Genomic DNA, 24,347 nt, shown 5'->3' with positions numbered 1-24,347 from the left:
TCTGAGCCGTCTGCTACGGGCTAAGTGCGGCCCAGGCCTTCCACGGCCTGCCTCAGTCCGTCCAGTTCCGCGCGCAGCTCGGCCGAACGGGTGCCGGCCTGGGTCAGCCGGCGTTCCTCCTGCTCGGTGAAGCGGGTGTAGGGGCTGATGGCGTCGCGCAGCCGGGCGTCGGCGCGCTCCTGCTCGCGTTCGTACTCGCGCCGGACGATCTGTTCGAGGGCCACGCGCAGCTCCGCGACCTTCTGGCGCAGTTGCCGGTGCGCCTGAATGCGTTTGTTGGGCAGTACGAACAGGCCCAGGCTGCCCAGCGTGAGGCCCGCCAGGATGCCGCCGGTAAAGTCCAGCGCCGACGCTCCCACGAGTACGCCCAGCGTCGCCCCGATGCCCAGGCCGCCCGCGAGGCCCCCGACCGCGCCCTTCATGGCGTCCTCGGCGTCGCGGGCAAGCTGGCGGCCGAGTTCCTGCTCGGTCGTCAGTTCCAGGTGATCGCGCGCCGACCCGGCGATGCCCTGCAGCAACGCGGCGCGGTCGTAGGAAAAGCGGGTCCGGGCGACCTCGCCGCTCGGCTGGCGGCGGATCAGGAAGGCCTGCACGTCCTCCCAGAAATGCAGGTTCGACTCGACGAAGCGGTCGATCATGCTGCCGAACTGCCGGTCGATGGCCTCGGGCAGGTCGGCCACCGCCTCGCGCCGGAAGCGCTCCTCGAGCTCGCGGCCGTTGAGAAGCCCCCGCACGTTGCTGAAGCGCAGCTGTTCGTCCACAAAGCGGTCGGCACGGATCTCGAACTCGCTCAGGAGGCGGGCGACGCGGTTGAGCTGCCCGTCGAGCTCGCCCAGCATGGTCCCGCGGTGGTGGTCCCGCTGTTCTTCCAGGTCGCGCAGCACCTTCAGGTCCTCGCCCAGAATCCCGCGCGCCGCCGTTGCACGGGCCTCCTCGCCGCCCAGCAGCTCGGCAGCCGTGCCCAGCGGCGAGGCGACCTTGAGACGGGTACGCTCGGTCTCGGAGAGCCGCACCTTGAGCAGGGCTCGCAGCGCCGCGAAGCCCGCGTCTCCTCCGCGCTGCTCGCGCCGCGCACTGACGAGCGCTACGGGCGGGTTCAGGCCCAGCACGCCGCGCGCTCCGGTCATCACGAACTCCTTGACCTGCGCGGCCTGTTCGGGGGTTTCGAGCAGGTCGGCCTTGTTCACGACCATGACCACGCTGCGCCCCCAGCGCGCCGCGAGGCCCAGGAACTGGCGCTCGGACTCGGTGAAGGGCCGGTCCGAACTCGTCAGGAACAGCACGAGGTCGGCGCGGGGCAAGAAGCCCTCGGTCAGCGACTGGTGCTCGCGGATGATGGCGTTGGTGCCGGGGGTGTCCACGAGCGCGACGCCTTCCAGGCTGGGCAGGGGGTAGGTCAGGCGGCTGACGAAGGGGTCGCGCGTGGGTTCGAGCTGCCCTGGCTGCTCACCGTGCACGAGCACGTAGATGCGGTCGGTGGTCGGCGTGACGCCCTCGGGCAGCACCTGCGCGCCCAGCAGCGCATTGACGAAACTGCTCTTGCCGGCGTTGAACTCGCCCACCACCACGAGCAGAAACGTCTCGTCCAGGGTGCGCAGCGCCTCACGGGCGTGGGCCAGAGCCTCGGGAGGAGCGCCCTGCGACTCCAGAAATGCCTGAAGGTCCGAGAGCAGCGTGCGCTCGCGCGTCAGCAGGGCCTGCACCGGGGGAGAGACGAGCATGAAAGAAAGTGTAGAGCCTCTGCCCTGATGGACAGGGGAGGCTCAGGAATTGTTGAAGTTGCTCAGTTGGCGGCGACCTTGCCTAGGTTAGTGGGATATACGGTCAGACTGTACTCGTCGGTGGCGTTGGGTAGACGCAGGGTCGTACCGCCTGTGTTGCGGGTTGTAGCGAGGCTGAGATTCACGCCGGTTACGGGATTAGTGATGGAAGTCGCCGTACCGGCAGCAGAGAGCAGTGAGAACATGGTGTATGTATTGGCTGCCGTGGTGTAACCCGCAGTGACAACCGTGGGTGCGATGTAATCAGAAAGGATATTGGGTGTGTTGCTCATCGGTACAGTTGGAGCAGTTGGGGGTGGATAAGTGACCGCCGAGAAACTAGGCGCCATAGTCCCTCGATATTCGGCCAGAATCCAGGTGTCTGCGTTGACCGTGTCTGCTCCTGGATTTCTGGAGCTGGCTGCGTCTGTATTGGCAACCCATAACGAACGCTTAATAGGGAAATAAGCCAGAAAACGGTAGCAACCATCCTGACTTGCTGGAGGTGGTGAACAGGTTAACGTCAGATCTCTGGGTGGCAGAATCATGGCCAGAATGGGATCAGTTCCGACCAACCAATCGTTTGGATTTGTGGTACCACCGGATGGGCGCTTGGTAAGTTCCGAACTGGTCATCTTAACGATGGTGCCTGCCGGATACACATACCACGCCTCCTTCAATTTGCCGGCAATCAGTTGCTGTGCATTGAGAATTTCCTGCTGCATCTCAGCGCGGCTGCTTGACTGAGTTGCAACACGACTACTCTGGCTAAAATAATTTACAAGCGCAGTCAGCACAATGCCCATTATTGCCATACCGACTAACAGCTCCAGCAGCGTGAATCCATGTTGATGGTTGTGTCTCATTGAGGCCCCAGGATGTCGTAAGTGAGGGCTACGTCCTGTCCACCGATGACCTGCGTACCGCCCGTCCCCGCTGTGCCGGACTGGACGACTACGCGGCGCATAGCTGGCACTTGGGCAGAGGTCCCAGAGCCCACTGTTGCGCCGGTCGCCGCTGTGCAGGAGGTTGCCCGGTTCACGTCATTTCTAGGGGGGGTGGACGTACCAGTGGCCACAGCGCCGGCAGCGGTCAGCGGCTGGGCGCGGGCACTCAGGTTGATAAATTTGACCGTGTAGCCATCGGGCAAGCCCAGGCCCGGGACGCACGCGCTGTTGTAGTTGCCCAACGTATTCCAAGCGTTGCGAACATTTTCCATCACCTGCTGGACATTGGACGTCGTATCTAGTTGCCGTTGTGACTGCCTGTTCAGATTTAGGGAGCCCGTCAGGGTCGCCGTCAGTACGGCAGCCAAAATCCCTAGCAAAGCAATAGCTACCAGAAGTTCGATCAAGGTAAATCCCTGCTCCATAGTTTTAAATGGCAAATTCTTATGTTCCGGCATTTATGACCCTGCCTTTGTCACAATAACTTTTCCTGTTACGCCAACGATTCTGATTTCAAGATCGCCAACTCCATTCATTGGGCTTCTAACCGTATAGACACTTCCGACTGCTCCAGAGAGTTCACCATACGGTGCTTGGTAGGTAATATTAGTTGTTGAACCGCTACTTGAACCCTTGAAAATGAGTTGGATACTTCCAGGTAAGGTCTTATTAACCGTATCAACTTTATAAGAAGTGCCACCACTACTATTGGGAAAGACTAGAACGACGTCTGCGCTTCCGCGTTGGGCCTGTGAGCGTGCCCTACGTAGGTCCGTTGCCACTTGTGAGGTTGCTTCTCGAAGTTCGGCTGAGCGTATACTGCGAATGAGCCCCCAACTGAAGATACCCATCAGGACGGTAATGATTGCCAGAACGACTAGGATTTCAAGAAGAGTGAATGCTTCTTGACCAAGCCGGCGCTTCATTTCGTGAAATCCTTCGTAGTGCCCTGCGTAGTAATAAGAGTAGACAGTGAAGATTCTGAGGTGGAATCTTCGATAGCCCATTTGGGCGAAACGGGCCAGTAGGGCGGGTGCAGACCCTGCTTAAGGCGCCGGTCATAAGAGAAGCTGCGACCATAACCCGGCGAGCTGTCACCGACGATCCCAAAGGCCCCGTACCAGTTCTCCGTGAGCCCTCCGATGAGGTTGACGTCCCCCCGATCAGCTCCCCAATTATAGCCGTCCACGTTAATCTCTCGCTCGCTTGCCAAGATGGTGGCGTGAATATTCAGGTCGTTGGGTGCGTCTTTCTGGATGGAGATTTCGCCTGACTGTGAGTAGATCCCCAGAATATTCGTCGGATTTTTAGTGCATGCCTCCAATAGCTTACAGGGTGTATCGGAAACTGTTAGATCGGTGTCAATATTAATATTTCCCTGCGAAGCAAGTGTTATCTTTGAGAAAGAAGCTAGTGCAGGGGGCGCTTCATCAACAGTCGTTGCTGTGAGAGTACTCGATACTCTGAGTGGACCAGCTAAACGCTTGATTTGGGAACCATAAATCACGCCGTTAAATTTTCCACTCGGGGCTGGAGGCCAAACGCCAGCTGTTTTTAGATACATATTGCCATCTTTGTCCACACGGTATTCTTTAACCGGATTCCCTTTAAAAATACTTATGCATTTTTGCTGATTTATTTGATAACGATAATAACCAACACCACTGTAATATTCTATGATGCGCCTTTTATTAGCCAAAGGAGCGTTATTGTAGCTATCATTGGCGTTAAATCTATTTAAGCTACTAGAGTAAGAATCAGCGTACAGCCAGTATCCGGTATCCCATGTACAGGTATCTGAGGTATTATATATCTTTACATACTGATAAACTGGGTTAGTTTCTTGCCACTTGCCACTGTCATATTTTTTTAGAGGTGCGCCGGATGAGTCGCCTGCAAACATTTCTAAGCCGGAAGTTGTATCATCTAGAGTGATTCCGGTTGTTCCATCCGACAAAATGAGGCCATTGCTATCCCGACCTTTTGCTGCATTCTGTTGATTGTTGGCGTTGCTGGGAAGAGGCGAGAAGCCTGCAGTAAAGTCTGGTGCCACATCCTTGTTGTCTTCTTTTCCATCTCCATTACTATCAAAAACAACGTTTGTATTATCCCGCATACTTTGCAGAAGAGACGCATTCTTCTGGCTATCTGTGCCGGAGGTGGCTGAATACGCATTGCCACCTATATAAACACCTGCCTCCTTGCTGCAGGTGAAATCAGCTGGAACAATCTCAGGTAAGTTGGTGCATCCTGCACTCATTAGCTCGCCCTTAAACTGAGCCTGAGAGTCTTTGGTAAATAGGAACTTCTCGTTAGTAAATACGGATCCTTCAAAAACCTGCTTATCAAAGTTGATTGATGGGGTTGTGGAATCCTTGTTAGCATACGATCTGTGGTGCATTGTTCTAAGAACGTCTTGATCCAGTGATGGGAGGGATATCTCAAACCACCAGATTCCGGAGCCCGCGTTACTCCGCGCTGACAGAACCCGCGTAGCTACTGACTCATTGCCTCGCGCAGCTGTCCTATCCACAGCTACATAGAATCGGAAACGGGCGTCGGGGAAGAGTTCGACGACTCTGAGCGGTCTTAGCCGGAAGGTGGTGTCGGGCGTCGTCATTCGATTGCTTGTCGAACGCATGATGTCATTCCAAAATGAAAGCCGGGAACTGGAATTCGTGATGTCCTGCGGCCTTTCACCTAAGGGAAGCTGATTGTAGATCAACGGATTGATTAGATCTGCAAAAATCTGAAATTGGTTGTCTAAGTTTAGTACAGATTGTGCCGGTTCACATTTACGTGCGTTGGGATAAACTGTAACACCATCTTTGAGAGGCGAAAAATCAGAGCCACCGGTCCATTGTGTAGGGTTGTATGTACTGAAGCCACACAGTAATGATCCGTAGAGTCTCAATTGCTCAATTTTTGTAGATGCAGGCACCTTTATGATATCCTCATCCAAATCATTAGAGTTTTTGACGGTTCCTTTGGAGAGTATAGTCTGTAGATCAGAGAGTTTGCTGCGGATCAGGCTGACATTCGATTCGGCTGCGTACTGTGCCTGCAAGGTCGCCTTCTGGTCCGCCGTGTTCTGGCGACTCCCCAGGCTTAACTGCAGAGTCGCTGCCAGAATGCCTGCCAGGAGCAACATTGTGAACAGCACCACCAATACCAGGCTGGCCCCGCTTGTAGCGATAGGTCTGGTTTTCATCTCGTCTATTTTTGCTTGCCTCTTCTGACAACCGTCACACCTGACTGGCCCGCCCCCAATCAGGTGGCTGTCCTCTGCCTGCACCGCCTACACTGACGGTCCTATGGCCTCCTCCCTGCCTGTTCTGCCCGTTCCCCGGCTCATCCAGCACAAGCGCGACGGCGGCGCGCACTCCCGCGCCGAGATCGAGGCGCTGGTGCAGGGCTTCACCCGCGGCGAGATTCCCGACTATCAGGTCAGCGCCTGGCTCATGGCGGTCTTTCTACGCGGCATGACGTCCCAGGAGACGGCCGACCTCACCCTGGCGATGGCCGCGAGCGGCGACCAGATGGATCTCGGCCGCCTGAAAGACACTGTGGACAAGCACTCGACCGGTGGTGTAGGCGACAAGACCAGTCTGATCCTGACCCCCATGCTGGCTGCACTGGGCCTGACCGTCGCCAAGATGAGCGGGCGTGGGCTGGCGCACACGGGCGGCACCATCGACAAGCTCGAGAGCATTCCCGGCTGGACCCCCGAGCTGAGCGAGGAACGGTTTCTGGCGCAGGCAGCTGAGATCGGGCTGGCGCTCGTCGGTCAGAGCCGCGACCTCGCGCCCGCCGACGGCAAGCTCTACGCCCTACGTGACGTGACGGCCACCGTGGACAGCCTGCCCCTGATCGCCAGCAGCATCATGAGTAAGAAGCTCGCTTCGGGCGCGCACACGGTCGTGCTGGACGTGAAGGTCGGCGCCGGGGCCTTTATGCGCACGGCGGCAGACGGCGAGGCCTTGGCCCGCGCGATGGTGGACATCGGCACGCACGCCGGGCGGCAGGTGCGTGCGGTCCTGACCGAGATGGACACCCCGCTTGGGCACCTCGCTGGCAACAGCCTGGAGGTCCTCGAAGCCCTGGATACCCTGCGCGGCGAAGGCCCGGCCGACCTGCACGAGCTGTGCGTGGCGCTGGCCGTTGAGGCCCTGGCCGCCCACGGTGAATCCGAGGACGCGGCGCGCACGCGGGCCGAACAGACCCTGCGCGACGGCTCCGCGCTCGCCAAGTTCCGCGCCTTCGTCGAGGGGCAGGGGGGCGACCCGACCTACGTGGATCAGCCCGAGAAGTTCGACGTGGCCCCCGGCCGCGCCGAAGTTGCGGCTCCCACGGCCGGTTTCGTGAGTGCCGTGGACGCCCTGAGCGTGGGCCGCGCGGTGCTCGTCCTGGGCGGGGGCCGCGAGCGCAAAGGCGAGGCCATCGACCACGGCGTGGGTGTGGAGCTGCTGAAAAAGCCCGGCGAGGCAGTCGTGGCCGGCGAGCCGGTGCTGCGCGTTTACCACCGGGGCGGCCGGGGCTTGGCCGCCGCGCTGGAGCTGTTGAGCGCCGGCCTGAGCATCGGCACCGAGCCGGTCGCCCCCGCTCCCCTGATCCTGGGCCGCGTGCACTGAGGCGGCCCCCGGTAGGGTCGGTACTGAACCGGGGACTTCTCTGATAGAGGAGTCTTCTGGCCATGCTGGGCGACAAAGCAAAAGCCCCCGCTGGGTAGCGGGGGCTTTTTGTCTGGTGGGTCGTGTAGGAATCGAACCTACAACCCGCTGATTAAGAGTCAGCTGCTCTGCCAATTGAGCTAACGACCCAGAGCGGAACGAAGTATATGGGGAGGGTGTTAGGTTGTCAAGCGCCCCACGACTAGGACAGCCCCGGCCCCCTGCGGCCTGGCCCGGCCTAGCATGAACCCATGTCCGAGACGCTGCCCGCCCACCCGGCCCCCGACTGGAGCTACGAGACCGAAGCCGTGCAGAGCGGCATTCCGCGTGGGCTGGGCCAGACCATCGGCTTTCCGATCCACGCGGCCGCCGCCTTCCAGTTCGACACGCTGGAAGAAGCGCAGAGCGAGTTCGTGCACAACACTGGCCTGAGCTACGCGCGGTTACAGAACCCCACCGTCAAGGCGCTGGAGGGCCGCATCACTGCCTTAGAGGGCGGCACGGCCACCGTGGCGGTCGCCAGCGGGCAGGCGGCGACCCTGACGGCCATCCTCAGCGTGTGCCGGGCAGGCGACCATGTGGTTTCGGCGTCCAGCCTCTTCGGCGGCACCACGGGAATGCTCAGCAACATCCTGCCCCTGATGGGGATCACGGCCTCACTCGTCGAGAACACGCTCGGCGCCATCCGCGCGGCGATGAGGGACAACACCCGGCTGGTGTGGGCTGAGATGATCTCCAACCCGGCCGGGGACGTGGCCGACATCGCGGCCTTCGCCGAGATCGCGCACGAACGCGGCGCCCTGCTTGCCATCGACAACACCTGCGGAGGCGTGGGCTTCCTGAGCCGGCCGCTGGAACACGGTGCGGACATCGTGGCCCAGTCCCTGACCAAGTGGGCGGGCGGGCACGGCAGCGTGATGGGCGGCAGCGTGACGGTGGGTGCAGCGCATGACCTGAGCCGTCTCCCGGTCTTCACGGACGGCGGTGACAACAGCGTTCTGGCACAGCGCGGCGAGGCAGCTCTGGCGTGGCGGCAACGCTGGCTGGGCGCCCACCAGCTCGGCATGACGCTCGCCCCCCACAGCGCCTTCCTGATCGCCCAGGGTACCGAAACGCTCGCCCTGCGCCTGGAACGCGAGAGCGCGACCGCGCTGGGGCTGGCGCGGTGGCTCGCGGCCCACCCACGCATCGGCAAGGTCAGTTATGCGGGCCTGCCCGACCACCCCCACCACCTCCTCGCCCAGAAATACCTGCCGCGCGGCCAGGGCGCCGTCCTGACCTTCGAGGTGGACGACCCCGCCGCCTTCCTGCCCCGGCTGCGGGTGCTGCGCATCGCGCCGAACCTGGGCGACGTGCGGACCCTCGTCGTGCACCCCTGGACGACCACCCACGGCCGTGTGCCCGAGGCGGCCCGCTACGCTGCCGGCGTGACCCCCAAGACCATCCGCATGAGCGTGGGCGTCGAGGCCATGGCCGACCTTCAGGCCGACATTGAGCAGGCGGTGGCCGGGGCGTAGGGAAAGCCTGTGGCGGGCGGCCTACCGAGTCCAGGCCACCCTACCGCACGGCCCAAGTCCGTCGGAAGGTCACCGGGCGCGCTGCCCACAGGCCAGTTCACCCCGGCTGGCGCTGGCCCGAGTCGAGCCCTCACGCCGCAGGGCAAAGAGACCCCGGCAATGTCCGGGACGACTCTTGCCGGGCCCAGTGAAAAAACATCCCCCCCTGTTGGGAGGGGGGCTGGGGGAAAGAGAAGGAGACCCGAACGCCTTCCAGCGAAGACGGCCCCTTTTCTCAGATCACGAACTCGCCCGCGCGCATCACCGGCTCGCGGGTGCCGTCCTTCGTCACGCCGTCCACGTCCATCTCGCCCGACCCGATCATCCAGTCCACGTGGGTCAGGCTGTCGTTGCCGCCCTTCGCGGTGAAGTCCTCGGTGCTCATCTCCACGCCGCCACGCACGTTGAATCGGTAGGCGCTGCCGATGGCGATGTGCGAGGCCGCGTTCTCGTCGTACAGCGTGTTGTAGAAGAACAGGCCCGAGCGGCTGATGGGGCTAGAGTGCGGCACGAGCGCGACCTCGCCCAGGCGGTGGCTGCCCTCGTCGGTGGCGATCATCTTCTGGAGGGCTTCCTCACCCGTGCGGGCACTGGCCCCGGTGATGCGGCCATCCTTGAACTCGATGCGGATGCCGTCGAGAAGCACGCCGTTGTACGACAGCGGCTTGGTGCTCACGACCACGCCGTCCACGCGCTCCCGGTGCGGAGCAGTCCAGACCTCCTCCGTGGGAACGTTCGCGGTGAAGGTGATGCCGCCGGGCGTGTCGGCCGCGCCGCCGCCCCAGATGTGGTCGTCGGCGAGGCCCACGGTCAGGTCGGTGTCGCCGCCCCGGAAGTGCAGAGCTGCGTATCCCTTCTCGGTCAGGCGCTCACGGCGCTCTTTCAGGGCCGCCAGATGGGTGGTCCATTCGGCCACCGGATCGGGCTGGTCGGCGCGGGTCGCGGCGAAGATGGCGTCCCACTGCTTCTCGATGGCCTGCGGCTCGGTGGCGTTGGGGAACATCAGGGTGGCCCAGCCGGGCACGGGCGCGCTGATGAGGTTCCAGTTGAGCCGGTTGGTCATGACCTGCTGCGAATACGGCTTGCGGTAGGTCGCCAGAGCGCGCTGGTGGGTCGCCACGCGCTGGGGGTCCACCGCCGAGAGCAGTCCCGGATTCGTCGCGCGGATGGCGATCACGGCGCCGCCGTCGTTCGCCGTTTCCAGCTCGGCGTCCACGCGCCACTTGCTGATCGTCTCGAAGGTCCCCTCGGGGGCCAGCTCAAAGCGGGCGAGTACCACGTCGTCGTCGTCCCAGCGCACGTCCACGAAGCTCGCGCCCGCCGCGTACGCCTCGCGTACCACCAGTCTCGCCAGGGGCGCGGTGTCCACCGGGGCCTGCACCAGTACCCGCTGGCCCTCGCGCACGCCCAGGCCTACCCGCACCGCCAGCCGCGCGTAGTTGCGCAGCTTCTGTTCAAAAGTCAGGGTCATGGCCCACAGGATAAGGGCCGCCGCGTGCGGACCGTCCCGCTTCGCGGAGCACCTCCGGTCCGCCGTGCCCCCGGAAGAAGAGTGCCCGGCAGCCTGTTTTGACCCGTTTTCCGGGTCTCGCCGCGCCGCCGGGCCAGGTCACTCCTGGCCCCGGCTTGACCGCTGCGGCCTGAGCCCCTATAGTTCTGTGGCTGGTGTTTCGAGGCGTAGCGCAGCCTGGTAGCGCACTACCTTGGGGTGGTAGGGGTCGTGAGTTCAAATCTCGCCGCCTCGACCAGCACAGACTCTCTCCTTCGGGGGAGAGTTTTTTGTTGTTTTCCGGGCGAGTCCGGCCTGGTCAGCTAAAGGAAGCCCGTTTGGTGTCTCTGCCGCGCGGCACTAGGCTGCCCCTGTGCCCTCCCTGGTGGTGAAGAGATGCACCGGGCGCTGAGCATCGCGGTTCCGGCGGCGTCCACCGATGGGCTGCTGGCTGCGCTGGAGCCGCTCGGCGCCGTGGTGAGCCTGAGTGTGAGCCGGGGCGCGTCGGTTAAGCCGCCGGGCGACGTCATCACGGCGCACGTCCTGAACGACGGGGCCGACGAGGTGCTGCGGCAGGTCGAGGCGCTGTGCCCGCACTTCTCGGTCGCTACCAGTGAGGTGAGTGCCATCCTGGACCCCGACGCCCACGACCGCGTGCTGAGCGACGTGGACGAGGCGCTGTGGGAGGAGATCGCCGCCGGCCTGCGTCACCAGATTCACGTAACGCCCAACTTTCTGGCGCTGATGGCCCTGGGGGGCGTGCTGGCCTCGGTGGGCATGGTCACGGGCGGTACGCCGCAGGCTCTGGCCTTCGTGGCGGCGTCCATCATCTCGCCGGGCTTCGAGCCGATCGCCAAGGTGGCGCTGGGTCTGGTGCTGCGTCAGCCGGTGGCCCTGAAGCTCGGGGGCCGGGCGGTGCTGGCCGGGTACGCGGTGTTCGTCCTGACTGCTGGGCTGACCTTCCTGCTGCTGCGCTGGATGGGCGCAGCTACCGTGGGGGACTTCACTGGCAACGCCGAGCTGGTGCGGCTGGCCGAACCGACCGCCGCCGAGGTGCTGTTCTCGGCCGCCGGGGCTCTCGCGGGGGCCGTGATCATGTCGGCCTACCGCCGCAGCGTGATCGCGGGCGCGCTCGTGGCCCTGGTTCTCATGCCTGCCGCCGCCACGGTCGGCATGGCCCTCACGCTGGGCCGTCTCGACCTCGCTGCCGAGGGCCTGGAGCGCTTCGGCCTCGATGCCCTGCTCGTCGTGGTCCTGTGCTCGCTCGTCTTCTGGATCAAGCAGGTGGCCGTGCACCGCCGCAAGCCGCTGCTGTAGGCGAAACAACTGGCCTCCGCCCGGCGGGGGAGAGGCCGGGCGGGGCATGCGGATCAGTCCATCCGGTCGAGTGCGGCCTCGATGGCGCGGCGGGTCAGCTCGGTGGTCAGGCCGAATGCCAGATGCGATCCCGACTCCCACAGCACGGCGGCCAGCGGCAGTTGCCAGGGCCAGGCCTGGAAGCCGGTGGCGGGCACGGCGGTCGCGTGGGTCAGGCCGTACATGACGGCTCCGGCGGGCACGCCCGCGCCGAGGGTCACGGCCGGATTCACGGCGGCCAGGGCTCCGTAGGCCGCGCCCAGGGTGGCCCCCAGGGTGTAGTGGATGACCTGCTGGCCCTTGAGTTTGGCGTCCTTGCTGGGGGTGTGGCCGGTCAGGGCCTCGTCGGCCGCCTTGATCATCTCGGCGGGGGGCATGTGGTCCTGGCGGCCGATAGGGTCGGCGCCGATCATCTTCTTCTGCTCGGGGGTGGGCGGAAAGGCCTTCTCGGTCAGCTTTTGCAGGGGCGGCTCGACCAGGGACTTCACGTAGGCGCCCACCAGGCCGGCCACGGCGCCCACCAGCGCGCCTCGCAGGGGATCGGTTCGTCTCATGGGGGGCAGCATAGGCGGCCAGCTCCAGCGCCCGGCGGCGGGTAAAGACCCTCTCAAGCCGCGTGCGTTACCCTGGCCTGTCATGGCCCCCACCCCCGAACGCTACGCCAAGATCCGCCGCGTGCTGAGCAAACGCCAGCCCACCCTGACCGTATTGATGGACGAGGTCAACAAGCCGCACAACCTCAGCGCCATCGTGCGGACCTGCGACGCGGTGGGGGTGCTCGAAGCCCACGCTGTCCCGCCCAGGCACGGCACCCTGGCCGCCTTCGAGGGCCACACCTACGACGCGACCTCCGGCAGCGCGCACAAGTGGGTGCGGGTCAACCCCCACGCCGACGCCGTGGGCGCGGTGCGCGAGTTGCAGGCGCGCGGCTTTCAGGTGCTCGCCACGCACCTCTCGCAGCGCAGCGTGGACTACCGCGAATTCGACTACTCGCGCCCGACCTGCGTGCTGCTGGGCGCCGAGAAGTGGGGCGTGTCGGACGAGGCTGCCGAGGCCGCCGACGCCAACATCGTCATTCCGATGTACGGCATGGTCCAGAGCCTCAACGTGTCGGTAGCCGCTGCCAGCATCCTGTTCGAGGCCCAGCGTCAGCGTCTCACCGCCGGGATGTACGAGACGCCGCAACTCGCCCCCGCCGCCTTGGAGGCCCTGGCCTTCGAGTGGGCCTACCCCGACCTCGCCCCGGCCTACCGCGAGCGCGGCGAGGCGTACCCGGCCCTCGACGAGACCGGCCAGATCGTCTCCTGAGCCGCCGCGCGTAGGGGCACGGAGCACTGGCCTGTGCATAGCGTGCATTGCGTTCGTGCCCGCCGCGCAGACAGTGGAGGGCAGGAACGTTAGACTGCCTTAATCTATGTTCGGACTCGAAATGCCTCCCATCACGCCCGAATTCTGGGCGATCCTCGGCACCCTGATTCTGCTTGAGGGGTTGCTCTCGGCCGACAACGCGCTTGTGCTGGCGGTCATGGTGCGCCACCTCAAGGGCGACCTTCAGCGCAAGGCGCTGGCCTACGGCATCGGGGGCGCGGTCGTCCTGCGTATCCTGGGCGTGCTGCTCGCCAGCTACATCCTCGAATACTGGTGGCTGCGCGCCTTCGGGGCCGCGTACCTCGCCTACCTGGCGATCAGCCACTTCGTCAAGCACAAGGGCACCGAAGACGAGGCCGACGACAAGGCCAAGGGCCGGGGCTTCTGGCCCACCGTGATTCTGCTCAACCTCACCGATCTGGCCTTCAGCGTGGACAGCATCCTGGCGGGCGTGGCCCTCATTCCGCGCGGTATGGCCCGCCAGCAGGGCCTGACCATCGTGGTCATCGGCGGCATCATCGGCCTGATCCTGATGCGGATCGCCGCGACGGTGTTCCTCAAGCTGCTCAACAAGTACCCGGCCTTCGACAACGTGGCCTACGCCCTGGTCGGCTGGATCGCGGTCAAGCTCGCGGTCGAGACGCTCGAAGCCGCCCACGAGGTCTTTCCTGCGGTGCCCACCTTTCACCTGCCCGCCGTCGTGTTCTGGGGGGTCATGGCCGCCATCGGCGTCATCGGGTCCTTCCTGGCGACCCGCAAGCCTGCCATGAGCGACGCCGCCGCCGAGGCCAAGGCCGACGCCGTGGTCGGCGAGATCGACGACACGGTGGCCGACGCCGCCGACGGGCGCATTGACGGCCGTAGGGGCTGAGCCGCCCCGCTGGCCCCCTCTGCGCCGCCCCGGACACGTGTCCGGGGCGGCTTTTTTGTGCCCTGCGCCGGCAGCCGGGCGGCTAGGTGTCTTGACAGGCCCTGGCCTGAGGCTGACGGGGCGCGGCGTAGACTGGCCGCCATGAGTGACCTGCTCGATACCGTGCGCGGCCTGGCGAAGAAAACCGACAGCAAGATCCTGATGGTCGTGCTCGACGGCGTGGGCGGCCTGCCGCTCACCCTGAACGGCGACACCGAACTGGCGACCGCCAAGACCCCCAACCTCGACGCGCTGGCCAAAGACTCGCAGCTCGGCCTCGTGGAACTCGTCGGCGCGGGCATCACGCCCGGCAGCGGCCCCGGCCACCTCTCGCTGTTCGGCTACGACCCGCTGCGCTACGTGGTGGGGCGCGGGGCGCTCTCGGCGGTGGGCATCGGCGTCAAGCTCAACTCGGGCGACGTGGCTGTGCGCGGCAACTTCGCCACGCTGGGCAGGGACCGCCTGATTCTGGACCGCCGCGCGGGCCGCCCCAGTGACGAGAAGAACGCCGAGATCGTGGCGCTGCTCAAGGGCGCGGTTCCCGAGATCGACGGCGTGCCGGTCGAGATCTACACCGAGTCCGAGCACCGCTTCGTAGTCGTGTTCCGCGCGCAGGGCGAGCCGCTGGGCGCCAACCTCAGCGATGTGGACCCGCAGGTGACCGGCGTGCAGCCCATGCAGGCCCAGGCCCAGGACCCCGCGAGCGCGAAGACCGCCGGGCTGGTCAACGCCTTTGTGGCCCGCGCCGAGGAAGCCCTGAAGGGTGAGGAGCAGGTCAACGGCGTGCTGTTCCGGGGCTACAGCGACGTGCCCCACTTCCCCAGCTTCGAGGACGCCTACCAGCTCAAGGCCGCCTGTATCGCCAGTTACCCGATGTACAAGGGCCTCGCCAGCCTGGTCGGCATGGACGTGCTGGACGTCGAAGGCCACGAGGACGCCCTAGACGGCAAGGTGGCAGCCGTGACCGAGAACTGGGCGAAGTACGACTTCTTCTACTTCCACGTCAAGAAGACCGACAGCACCGGCGAGGACGGCGACTTTGCCGAGAAGGTCCACAAGATCGAGATCTTCGACGAACTGCTGCCCCAGCTGCTGGCCCTGAAGCCCGACGTGATCGCCATCGTGGGCGACCACAGCACGCCCAGCAAACTGCTGAGCCACTCCTGGCACCCCGTGCCTCTGCTCATTCGCGGTGAGCACGGCCGCAAGGACGTGGCGGCGCGCTACACCGAGGAAGAGGCCCAGAAGGGCAGCCTCGGCCTGCGCCGTGGCCCCGACGTGATGCCGCTGCTCATGGCGAACGCGCTGAAGCTGAACAAGTACGGGGCATAACAGGTGCTGGGGAAGTGGAGACGTACTTCTCCACTTTCCACCCGTCTGCTAGGCCAGCCGCTCGCCGCGCAGCTGGTGCTCATGCCACGCCGCCCTCAGGCGCCCCACGGCCTCGGGCAACTGGGCCGGGTCCAGCGTAAAGGGCAGGCGCAGGTAAGCGTCGGGCAGGTCGCCCACGTCCATCGAGGCGCCGGGAAAGAGCCGCACGCCCCGGCGCGCCGCGCTGTGGATGAAACTGCTCGCGCTGCGGGTGGGCAGCTCGACCCACAGGAACTGTCCGCCCTGGGGCAGCGTGAATTGCCAGTCGGGCAGCTCGGCACGCAGCAGCCCGGCGAGCAGGTCGCGCGCCGGAGTCACGGCGGCGCGGCGCTCGGCCCGCAGGCGGGGCAGGTGCCGCAGCAGGTGCAGCGCGAGGTGCTGCGAGGGCAGCCCACCGCCGAAGTCGGCCAGCGTCTTGGCCTGCATGACCACGCGCCCCAGGCCCCGCGTGTCCTCGCCGCCCGGCAGCCGCAGCCAGCCCACCCGCAGTCCCGCCCAGTACAGCTTGGACAGGGAGCCGACATTGAAGATGGGGGCCTGCGGCGCGAAACAGGCCAGCCGGGGCGGGGGCGCGTTCTCCCCGAAGCCCAGGTCAATCAGGGTGTCGTCCTCGATGGTCGGCAGCCCGGCCTCCGCAATCGTCGCGGCGAGGCGCTGCCGGGCATGGGTGGGCAGCACCGCGCCGGTCGGGTTCTGGAAGGTGGGGGTCAAGAAGGCCAGCCGGGGCGAGTGCGCGCGCACGGCCGCCGCGAACTCCTCGGGCGCGGCGCCCTGCGGCGTGACGGGGACACCCCGCAGCGTGGCTCCCGCCGCCCGGAACACGTCGATGGCCCCGAAGTAGGTTGGAGTTTCCAGCACCGCCGCGTCGCCGGGGCGCAGCAGCGCGCCCGCGAGCAGCGCGATGGCCTGCTGCGCCCCGCTCGTCACAACGACCTGTTCGGGCGTGGTGGGCAGGCCCCCTCCGGTATACAGCGCGGCCAGTTCGGCGCGCAGTTCGGGCAAACCTAGGGGGTGGTACAGCGACTCGGCGAAGGCTCCGGCCACCGCCCCGCTCAGCTCGGCACGCTGGGCGTCGCTCAGGAGGGGCACCGCCACCGTGAGGTCGAGGTCGTCCCCGGTCCCCCCCGGCCGCAGCGGCCCCCCACGCACCGGGCTGCGCAGCTCCAGTGCGCGCGCCTGCCGGGGCACGCCCGCCGCCACGCGGGTGCCGCTGCCCCGGCGCCGGGTGATCCAGTCCCCGGCCACTAGGTCGTCATAGGCGGCGACCACCGTGCTGCGGCTGACGCCCAGCAGGGTGCCCAGTGCGCGTTCGGCCGGCAGCGTCTCTCCTGGCGCGAGCTGCCCGCCCGCCACCGCGCCGCGCAGGTGGGCGGAGAGCCGCGCGTACAGCGGCCCGGTGCCCGATTGCCAGCCTGCGAGCAGGGCCGTCCAGCGCGGAGCGTCCATGCCCGGCAGCATAGGTCCGGGGACAGGCCAATCATGCAGGTGGTGACCAGACAAGCAGGCCAATCGCCCCCGGATTGCCCCTGTTGCCCAGGCCAATTCGGACCGCAGACTGGGCGGATGACCGCCGCGCCCCCCCTCGCCCGCCCCAACTTCTGGCGTGACTCTCACCCCAACGCGGTCCTGAGCGGCCTCATCGCCATCCTGATCGGCTGGGCGGGGCCGAACGTCCTGATCTACAGCGTGGCGCAGGCCGCGCACCTCAGCGACGCGACCGCCATGTCGTGGCTGTGGGGACACGCCATCTTCGCCGGGCTGGCGGGCATCTTCCTGAGCCTGCGTACCCGGATGCCCATCCTGTCCACGTGGTCCACGCCGGGCATCGCGCTGCTGCTCACGGCGCTGCCGGGTATTCCCTTCGCGCAGGCCATCGGGGCCTTTCTCACGAGCGCCGTGCTCGTCATCCTGCTGGGGACCTTTCGGCCGCTGACGCGGGCGCTGGGAGCCATCCCCCCGCATCTGGCCGCCGCCCTGAACGCCGCCATCCTGCTGCCCTTCGGCTTTCACGCGGCGCAGGCCTTCGGGCAAGAACCCCTGCTCGTCGGGCTGATGGTGCTGGCGTACTTTCTGGTGCGGCAGTGGCGGCCCCTGTGGGCGGTGGCGGGCGTGCTCGTGGTCGGCGTGGCGGCGAGCGCGGGGCTGGGGCTGTGGCACCCCGCGCCGGTCGCGGTTGCCCTGACCACGCCGCAGCTCGTGTGGCCCGAGTTCAGCCTGCGGGCCACGCTCAACCTCGCGCTGCCTCTCACGCTGCTGGCCTTCACCGGACAGTTCGTGCCGGGATTCGGGGTCCTGAAGGTCAACGGCTACGAGCCGGCGCCGGGGCCGGTGCTGCGCGTCTGCGGGCTGGCGAGCGCGGCAGCCGCCTTCGTAGGCTGCCACAACCTGACCCTGGGGGCGCTCCTCGCCAACATCGTCAGCGGCCCCGAGGCGCACCCCGACCCCGCGCGGCGCTACACGGCGGCCGTGTGGGCGGGCGTGTTCAACATCGTGTTCGGGCTGTTCGCGGGCACCTTCCTGCACCTGCTGGGCATCCTGCCGGTGCAGGCCCTCGCGGCGCTCGCCGGGCTGGCGCTGCTGGCGGCCATCGGCAGCAGCCTCCTGGCGGGGTTCCGGGACGCGCCGGGCAGCCTCGCGCCCGCACTGGTGGTCCTCATCACCCTCAGCGGCGTCACCCCCCTGAGCATCGGGGCGGCCTTCTGGGGCATCCTCGCCGGGCTGGCCGTGCACGCGCTGGAGGTCACGGGCGCGCGGCGGCGGGCGGCCTAGACTTCAGGGGCACAGACCCCGCCGGAGGTCTCTGCACCGCGCTGACCCAGCCGCGCCGATCCGGCCGTAGAGGCGGGTCGGATGGGCTGCACAGGTCTGCACCACGGCGGGGGAGAGGGTGAAGCGGGCCGGGGCGACGGAGTACAGTGGCCCCACAACCGACAACCCACGTTCCGCTCCCTCTGCTGCTCCCCCGGAGGTCTGCCCATGAAGACGCCGCTGACGCCCCTCGACCTGGTCCGCCGTGGCCTGAACGTCTACCCCGACCGCGTGGCGGTGACCGAGCCGGGCGGACGGCAGTTCACCTACCGCGAGTGGGGTGAGCGCATCTACCGGCTGGCCCGCGCGGTCGGGGCGGCGGGCTACGCGGGGGCGCAGGTCGGGGTGCTGTCGCCCAACACCCACGGCGGCCTGCTGGCCTACGCGGGGGTGCCCTGGGCGGGCGCGGTCCTCGTGCCGCTCAACACGCGCCTGAGTGCCGAGGAGTACGCCTTTCAGCTGCGGCACGCCGAGGTGCGGCTGCTGCTGGTCGACGAGTCGCTGGAGCCCCGCGTACGCGACGCCGCCCGCGACCTGGGCACCGAGGTCTGGGTCCTGGGCGAGGGTGAGGCGGGGGCCGCCTTCGAGGCGAGGCTGGCCGCCCAGGACGCCTCGCCCCTGCCCTACGCGGTCCATGACGAGGACGACACCCTCACCATCAACTTCACCTCCGGCACGACGAGCAGCCCCAAAGGCGTGATGCTCACGCACCGGGGCTGCCTGCTGAACGCTGCCGAGACGATCTACACCTTCAAGTTCGACCAGGACAGCGTGTACCTGCACACCCTGCCGGACTTCCATGCCAACGGCTGGGGCGGAGTCTGGAGCGGCTTCGGGGTGGGCGTCACCCACGTCACGCTCCCGCTGGTCCGCGCCGCCGAGGCCTACGCCGCCATCGAGACCTACGGGGTCACGCACCTGTGCGCCGCGCCCACAGTCCTCTCGATGCTCACCGACCCCGCCACGGCGCGCCCGCTGTCCCGGCCCGTGCGGGTCACCACTGCCGGCAGCCCGCCGCACGCGCGGACCATCGCGGATATGAACGCTCTGGGCTTCCACGTCACGCAGGCCTACGGCCTGACCGAGACGAGCCCGCTCATCACTGTGGCCGAACTGAGCGCGCAGCAAGAAGCCCTGCCCACCGCCGAGCGCGCGCCGCTGGTCGCCCGCCAGGGGTTCGAGATGCTGCTCGCCGGCGAGGTGGACGTGCTGGCCGAGGACCTGTCCCCGGTGCCCCACGACGGCCAGACGCTGGGTGAGATCATGGTGCGCGGGAACCTCGTCATGAAGGGGTATTTCCGCAACCCGGAGGCGACCGCCAGGGCGCTGGCGGGCGGCTGGTTCCACACGGGCGACGTGGCGGTCACACACCCCGACGGCCGCATCGAGATCCGCGACCGCAACAAGGACGTGATCATCTCGGGCGGCGAGAACATCAGCAGCGTGGAGATCGAGGGTGCGCTCTACGCCCACCCGGCCGTGCGCGAGGCGGTGGTGGTCGCCATGCCCGACCCGCGCTGGGGCGAGGTGCCCTGCGCCTTCGTCGCGCTGCACGGCGGCCATGCGGCCAGTCCCGAGGACCTCACGGCGCATGTGCGCGCGCGCCTGGCGGGCTTCAAGGTGCCCAAGCACTACGAATTCCGCGACGAGTTGCCCAAGACTGCCAGCGGCAAATTCCAGAAGTTCGTGCTGCGCGCCGAGCTGTGGGCGGGCCAGGAGCGGCAGGTGAACTGACCCCGGCACCGGGCGATGTAGGCAGGCCGTGACCCGGCCGGCCCGGGGGGGAGGCGGACCCCCCCCAGCGCCGGGCCTCCCCCTGCGCGCCGGGTCAGTTGACCAGAGCTTCCCGGCTTCATGGAGGCTTTACACTGAGGATGAACTTATGGTCAGCGGAGATCTCAGCGTCTTTCCTTTCCTGCCGGTGATGCAGATGCTGCTCTCCAGCGGGCGGGGCGGCCGACTGACTGTCGAGCACCTGCGCGGCGGCAGCTTGTGGTTCGCGCCCGGCGAGCTGGTCCACGCCCACAGCGGCGCGCTCAGCGGCCCCCACGCCCTGCAACTGCTGAGCAGCCTGGATTCGGGTACCTTCTTCTTCGTGCCCGACGAGCCGGCGCCGCAGCGCACCCTGAACCTGCGCGCCGACCAGGCCCTGGTGGGCATGCTGGGCGACCAGGAAGCCTGGGGCACGCTGCTGCGCGTCTTTCCCGAGTGGGGCCGCCCGCTGCGCCTGAGCAGCCGCTGGAGCGACCAGCAGCCTGTCACCCGCCAGCAGTACCGCCTGCTGAGCCTCGTGCGCCAGAACCTCACGCTGCGTGAGCTGATCGACCGCGCCGGCCTGCCCCCGCGCGGCGTGATCGATACCCTCCGGCCCTTCATGACCGGCGGCCTCATTGAAGTCGGCTGACCCCGGCCGGCTGGGCGCCTTTGCCGCAGCCGGCCGCCCCGAGTGTGGGGCCGCCGATTGAAAAGCGGCCCGGCCAGCCCGTAGACTTTGTGGGCAGTGACCGGGAAGAGTACCCGGAGCGGCGCCCACAGGAAGCCTGCCCCACGACTGAGAGGGCCGGGCGGGAAGGCCACCGGAGAACGTCGCCCGCGAGCACGACGGAAGACCCCGCCCCAGGGCGGCTAGACCCGTCCGGGCCGCGCCCGTGACAGCGCAGATCGAGCGCCCCTCATGCAGGGGGGAAACGCGGTGGTACCACGGGACACGGCCTTCACGTCTCGTCCGCACAGGGTCCGTTCCAGCACTGGAACTGGGCACGGCGGACGGGACGTTTTTCGTGGTCGCTCAGGCCAGAGCCGGGGGAGGGGAGAAGAAATGGTGACGTTCTACGACACTCAGGCGAAGGCCAGGGCCGCCGCCGCCGCGCGTGGGCTGCGCGAAAAGGTGCTGTGTTTCGTCTCTCGGCCCGGCCGGCTGCTGGTCTTTGACCACGTGCCGGACGACTCCGGCGTGCAGCTTCCGGCAGGGGGTGTGGAACCCGGAGAATTCCCGGCCCAGACGGCAATCCGCGAACTGCGGGAGGAATCCGGTCTGTCGCTGGGCGGCCCGCAGTTCCTCGTGTCGTACCTCTGGGAAGCCGAGCTTCCCGACCGTCTGACTCGGCAGGTCTGCCACGCCTATGCCCTGAGTGCCCCCGCCGACCTGCCCGATACCTGGGACCATACCGAGGCGAACGCTGCGGGCAGCGGCCCCCACCTGTTCCGCTTCCGGTGGGCCGCCCTGCACGCCCCGGCCCTCGACTGGGAGATGGACGCCGCCCTGCCCCACCTTCACCGCCTGCTCAACCCCTTCAAGGAGTCCCAGACATGACCGACCCGACCCCCACCCTGCCCGAAGCCGCCGAACTCAACGACGCCTCGACCCTCGCCAAGTCCTTCGACCCGCAGGCCGTCGAGCCCGGCTGGGTGGCCCGCTGGCGCAGCGAGCCCTTCCGCGCCGACGCCACGAGCGGCAAGGAACCCTTCACCATCGTCATCCCGCCGCCCAACGTGACCGGCAGCCTGCACCTGGGCCACGCGCTGGACAACACCCTGATCGACACCCTGATCCGCTACAAGCGCATGCAGGGTTTCGAGGCGCTGTATCTGCCGGGCATGGACCACGCGGGGATCAGCACGCAGGTCGTCGTCGAGCGCCAGTTGCGCGAGCAGGGCGTGTCGCGTCACGACCTGGGCCGCGAGAAGTTCCTGGACCACGTCTGGGACTGGAAGCAGGAGTCGGGCGGCGTGATCTTGGGACAGCTCGCGCGCCTGGGGGTCAGCGCCGACTGGACCCGCGAGCGCTTCACGATGGACGAGGGCCTGTCGCGCGCGGTGCGCCATCAGTTCGTGAAGCTGTACCACGAGGGCGCCGCTTACCGGGGCGAGCGCATCGTGAACTGGGACCCGGCCGCCCAGACCACTCTCTCGGAGCTGGAAATCGACCGCGAGGTACGCAAGGGCAAGATGTATACCCTGTCGTACAAGCTCGAAGACCCGCAGGCGGCGGCCAGCAACGGCGAACCCGGCGAGATCCGCATCGCCACCGTGCGCCCCGAGACCATCTTTGCCGACCAGGCCATCGCCGTTCACCCGCAGGACCCGCGCTTTGCGCACCTCGTCGGGGGGCGGGCGCGCATTCCCCTCACGGACCGCACGGTGCCGATCATCGCAGACGAGGCCGTGGAGATGGAGTTCGGCGTCGGCGCGCTCAAGATCACCCCGGCTCACGATCCCACCGACTTCGAGGTGGGCGAGCGCCACGGCCTCGCGCGCCCCAGCGTGATCGACCTGCACGGCAACCTCACCACCGACGACCTCGTGCCGGCGGCCTTCCAGGGTCTGGAACGCTTCGCGGCGCGCAAGGCGGTCGTGGCGGCGCTGACCGAATCCGGCGACCTGCTGGAAGAAAAGGACCACGAGACCGCCATCGGCCTCTCGGAGCGGACCAAGGTGCCGGTCGAACCCATCGTCAGCGAGCAGTGGTTCGTGCACATGAAGCCCTTCGCCGAGCAGGTGCTCGAAGGCCTGGACAAGGGCGAGATGCGCCTCGTGCCCGAGCGCTACGGCAAGGTCAACCGCGACTGGCTGGAGAACATCCGTGACTGGAACATCAGCCGCCAGCTGTGGTGGGGCCACCAGATTCCGGCGTGGTACGACGAGGAAGGGAACGTGTACGTGCCCAGCCCCGAAAAGCCCGACCTCGACTGCGACAAGGACCCGCGCTATGGCCACCTGAACCTGCGCCGCGACCCCGACGTGTTCGATACGTGGTTCTCGTCGAACCTGTGGCCCTTTTCCACGCTGGGCTGGCCCGACACCGACAGCGAGGATTTCCGCAAGTTCTACCCGACCCAGGTGCTCGTGACCGGCTACGACATCCTGTTCTTCTGGGTGGCCCGGATGCAGATGGCGGGCTACGGCCTGACCGGCAAAGCGCCCTTCGGGACGGTCATGCTGCATGGCCTGTACCTCGACGCCAAGGGCCAGAAGATGTCCAAGAGCAAGGGCAACGGCGTGGACCCGCTGGAGTTGTTCGACGAGTACGGGGTGGACGCCTCGCGCTTCGCCTTCACATTCCTCTCGACCGGCGGGCAGGACATCAAGCACGATCCCCGGCGTTTCGAGCAGGGGCGCAACTTCGCCAACAAGCTGTGGAACGCGGCGCGCTTCGCCCTGCTGCGGCTGTCCGAGGCCGCGCCCGGCCTGGACGGCGACGACGAACTGACCCACTACGTCCTGAACGCCGTGAACCCGCGTGAGAAGGAAACCCTGCGCAGCCGCGAGGCGCTGGCGATGGTCCGGCACCGCGAGGACCTGACCCTGGCCGACCGCTGGATCATCAGCCGGCTCGACGCCGTGACGGCCGAGGCGACGGCGCAGCTCGACGCCTTCGACATCGGGGCAGCCATCCGCACGCTGTATACGTTCACCTGGGACGAGTTCTGCGACTGGTACATCGAGGCGGCCAAGCCGGCGCTGGCCTCGGGTAACCTCGGCACGCTGGTCACGCTCAAGGGCGTGCTGGAGCACATCCTCAAGCTGCTGCATCCCTTCATGCCCTTCGTGACCTCGGAGCTGTATACGGCGCTGGGCCACCGTCGGCAGCTCGCGCTGCACAGCTGGCCCCACCCCGACGCCGCGCTGCACGACGCCGAGGCGGTGCGGGCCTTCAGCGCCCTGCGCGCGGCCGTAGACGGCGCCCGCAGCCTCAAGGGCGAACTCGGCCTCTCGCCGCAGGACCGCCTGGACGTGGCGGTGCAGGGCGACCTCGCCCCCACCGTGACCGAAAATGCCCGCGTAGTCGAGGCGATTGCCCGCGTGATGCTCGTGCCGGAGCTTGTGGGCCGTACCCTCTCCGCCGTCGAGCGGGGCGTGACGGTGCTGGCGCCTCTGGAGGGCACGGTGGACCTCGCCGACTGGGTGGGCAAGCAGAAAAAGCGCCTCGCCGAGTTCGACAAGCAGATCAAGCAGGCGCAGGGCAAGCTGGGCAACGAGGGCTTCGTGGCCCGCGCGCCCGCCGAGGTGATTGAGGAGGAACGCCGCCGCGTGGCCGACTTCGGCGCGCAGAAGGAGCGTCTGGAAGGCGTGCTGGCCCAGTTCGCCTGAGGGACGCGCCGGGACACGGGAG

General features: G+C 66.8%; 19 protein-coding genes and 2 tRNA genes. 12 read left to right on the top strand and 9 right to left on the bottom strand.

What is annotated here, in order from left to right; all coding sequences use genetic code 11:
* Positions 1-20: 20 nt before the first annotated feature.
* From ASF71_RS18460 to ASF71_RS24205, 5 genes are all read right to left on the bottom strand, one after another.
* Positions 21-1,721 carry a dynamin family protein gene (locus tag ASF71_RS18460; protein WP_056302743.1) on the bottom strand — a complete coding sequence of 567 codons (1,701 nt, stop codon included), beginning with the start codon at positions 1,719-1,721 and terminating at the stop codon, positions 21-23.
* Positions 1,722-1,783: 62 nt separating this feature from the next.
* The gene (locus ASF71_RS23160; RefSeq protein WP_082506160.1) at positions 1,784-2,626 is read right to left on the bottom strand and encodes a PilW family protein; all 843 of its coding nucleotides are present in this window, start codon (positions 2,624-2,626) and stop codon (positions 1,784-1,786) included.
* A complete protein-coding gene (locus ASF71_RS18455; RefSeq protein WP_156372950.1) occupies positions 2,623-3,165 on the bottom strand; it encodes a type II secretion system protein in 543 nt (180 codons plus the stop codon). The genes ASF71_RS23160 and ASF71_RS18455 overlap by 4 nt, the downstream gene beginning before the upstream one ends.
* Positions 3,166-3,633, bottom strand: coding sequence for a type II secretion system protein (locus ASF71_RS23155; protein WP_082506195.1), 468 nt, complete (start codon positions 3,631-3,633; stop codon positions 3,166-3,168).
* Positions 3,630-5,918, bottom strand: coding sequence for a pilus assembly PilX N-terminal domain-containing protein (locus ASF71_RS24205; RefSeq protein WP_156372949.1), 2,289 nt, complete (start codon positions 5,916-5,918; stop codon positions 3,630-3,632). Before ASF71_RS24205 ends, ASF71_RS23155 begins: the two co-directional genes overlap by 4 nt.
* A gap of 103 nt (positions 5,919-6,021) precedes the next feature.
* Between ASF71_RS24205 and ASF71_RS18450 the strand changes: the two genes are divergently transcribed.
* Positions 6,022-7,338: a thymidine phosphorylase gene (locus tag ASF71_RS18450; protein WP_056302739.1), complete on the top strand. Its 1,317-nt coding sequence runs from the start codon at positions 6,022-6,024 to the stop codon at positions 7,336-7,338.
* A 113-nt stretch (positions 7,339-7,451) separates the two neighbouring features.
* On the opposite strand, the gene ASF71_RS18445 is transcribed toward ASF71_RS18450, so the two are convergent.
* A tRNA-Lys gene (locus tag ASF71_RS18445) sits at positions 7,452-7,527 on the bottom strand.
* A gap of 101 nt (positions 7,528-7,628) precedes the next feature.
* On the opposite strand from ASF71_RS18445, the gene ASF71_RS18440 reads away from it, so the two are divergent.
* Complete coding sequence (locus ASF71_RS18440; protein ID WP_056302737.1) at positions 7,629-8,894, top strand: aminotransferase class V-fold PLP-dependent enzyme; 1,266 nt, start codon at positions 7,629-7,631, stop codon at positions 8,892-8,894.
* A gap of 274 nt (positions 8,895-9,168) precedes the next feature.
* Here ASF71_RS18440 and ASF71_RS18435 read toward each other — a convergent pair whose 3' ends face one another.
* Complete coding sequence (locus ASF71_RS18435) at positions 9,169-10,404, bottom strand: aminopeptidase (RefSeq protein ID WP_056302735.1); 1,236 nt, start codon at positions 10,402-10,404, stop codon at positions 9,169-9,171.
* A gap of 200 nt (positions 10,405-10,604) precedes the next feature.
* Between ASF71_RS18435 and ASF71_RS18430 the strand changes: the two genes are divergently transcribed.
* Both ASF71_RS18430 and ASF71_RS18425 read left to right on the top strand, forming a co-directional pair.
* Positions 10,605-10,681, top strand: a tRNA-Pro gene (locus tag ASF71_RS18430).
* Positions 10,682-10,818: 137 nt separating this feature from the next.
* The gene (locus ASF71_RS18425) at positions 10,819-11,739 is read left to right on the top strand and encodes a DUF389 domain-containing protein (protein ID WP_056302733.1); all 921 of its coding nucleotides are present in this window, start codon (positions 10,819-10,821) and stop codon (positions 11,737-11,739) included.
* A gap of 53 nt (positions 11,740-11,792) precedes the next feature.
* Here ASF71_RS18425 and ASF71_RS18420 read toward each other — a convergent pair whose 3' ends face one another.
* On the bottom strand, positions 11,793-12,332 hold the full coding sequence (locus ASF71_RS18420; RefSeq protein WP_162243138.1) for a DUF1440 domain-containing protein: 540 nt from the start codon (positions 12,330-12,332) through the stop codon (positions 11,793-11,795).
* Positions 12,333-12,414: 82 nt separating this feature from the next.
* On the opposite strand from ASF71_RS18420, the gene trmH reads away from it, so the two are divergent.
* From trmH to ASF71_RS18405, 3 genes are all read left to right on the top strand, one after another.
* Positions 12,415-13,086 (top strand): tRNA (guanosine(18)-2'-O)-methyltransferase TrmH, encoded by a 672-nt coding sequence (gene trmH, locus ASF71_RS18415; protein WP_056302729.1) that lies wholly within the window; start codon positions 12,415-12,417, stop codon positions 13,084-13,086.
* 106 nt (positions 13,087-13,192) lie between these two features.
* The gene (locus tag ASF71_RS18410; RefSeq protein ID WP_056302727.1) at positions 13,193-14,017 is read left to right on the top strand and encodes a TerC family protein; all 825 of its coding nucleotides are present in this window, start codon (positions 13,193-13,195) and stop codon (positions 14,015-14,017) included.
* Between the two features lie 141 nt (positions 14,018-14,158).
* Entirely contained in the window at positions 14,159-15,388 is a 1,230-nt protein-coding gene (locus tag ASF71_RS18405) for a 2,3-bisphosphoglycerate-independent phosphoglycerate mutase (RefSeq protein WP_056302725.1), read from the top strand.
* A gap of 48 nt (positions 15,389-15,436) precedes the next feature.
* On the opposite strand, the gene ASF71_RS18400 is transcribed toward ASF71_RS18405, so the two are convergent.
* The gene (locus tag ASF71_RS18400) at positions 15,437-16,873 is read right to left on the bottom strand and encodes a PLP-dependent aminotransferase family protein (protein WP_056303042.1); all 1,437 of its coding nucleotides are present in this window, start codon (positions 16,871-16,873) and stop codon (positions 15,437-15,439) included.
* A gap of 117 nt (positions 16,874-16,990) precedes the next feature.
* Here ASF71_RS18400 and ASF71_RS18395 point away from each other — a divergent pair, with 117 nt between their 5' ends.
* The 5 genes from ASF71_RS18395 (at position 16,991) to ASF71_RS18375 (ending at position 24,325) form a co-directional block, all read left to right on the top strand.
* Positions 16,991-18,196, top strand: coding sequence for a benzoate/H(+) symporter BenE family transporter (locus ASF71_RS18395; protein ID WP_056302723.1), 1,206 nt, complete (start codon positions 16,991-16,993; stop codon positions 18,194-18,196).
* A 207-nt stretch (positions 18,197-18,403) separates the two neighbouring features.
* Positions 18,404-19,969: an AMP-binding protein gene (locus ASF71_RS18390; protein ID WP_056302721.1), complete on the top strand. Its 1,566-nt coding sequence runs from the start codon at positions 18,404-18,406 to the stop codon at positions 19,967-19,969.
* A 148-nt stretch (positions 19,970-20,117) separates the two neighbouring features.
* The gene (locus ASF71_RS18385; RefSeq protein WP_056302719.1) at positions 20,118-20,639 is read left to right on the top strand and encodes a DUF4388 domain-containing protein; all 522 of its coding nucleotides are present in this window, start codon (positions 20,118-20,120) and stop codon (positions 20,637-20,639) included.
* Positions 20,640-21,053: 414 nt separating this feature from the next.
* On the top strand, positions 21,054-21,548 hold the full coding sequence (locus ASF71_RS18380) for an NUDIX domain-containing protein (protein WP_056302717.1): 495 nt from the start codon (positions 21,054-21,056) through the stop codon (positions 21,546-21,548).
* Entirely contained in the window at positions 21,545-24,325 is a 2,781-nt protein-coding gene (locus tag ASF71_RS18375; RefSeq protein WP_056302716.1) for a valine--tRNA ligase, read from the top strand. The genes ASF71_RS18380 and ASF71_RS18375 overlap by 4 nt, the downstream gene beginning before the upstream one ends.
* Positions 24,326-24,347 lie beyond the last annotated feature (22 nt).

The organism is Deinococcus sp. Leaf326 (genome assembly GCF_001424185.1).
Taxonomy (GTDB): Bacteria; Deinococcota; Deinococci; order Deinococcales; family Deinococcaceae; genus Deinococcus.
Note: the sequence above shows the minus strand (reverse complement) of the source record. Positions and strands in the feature narration are given on the sequence as shown.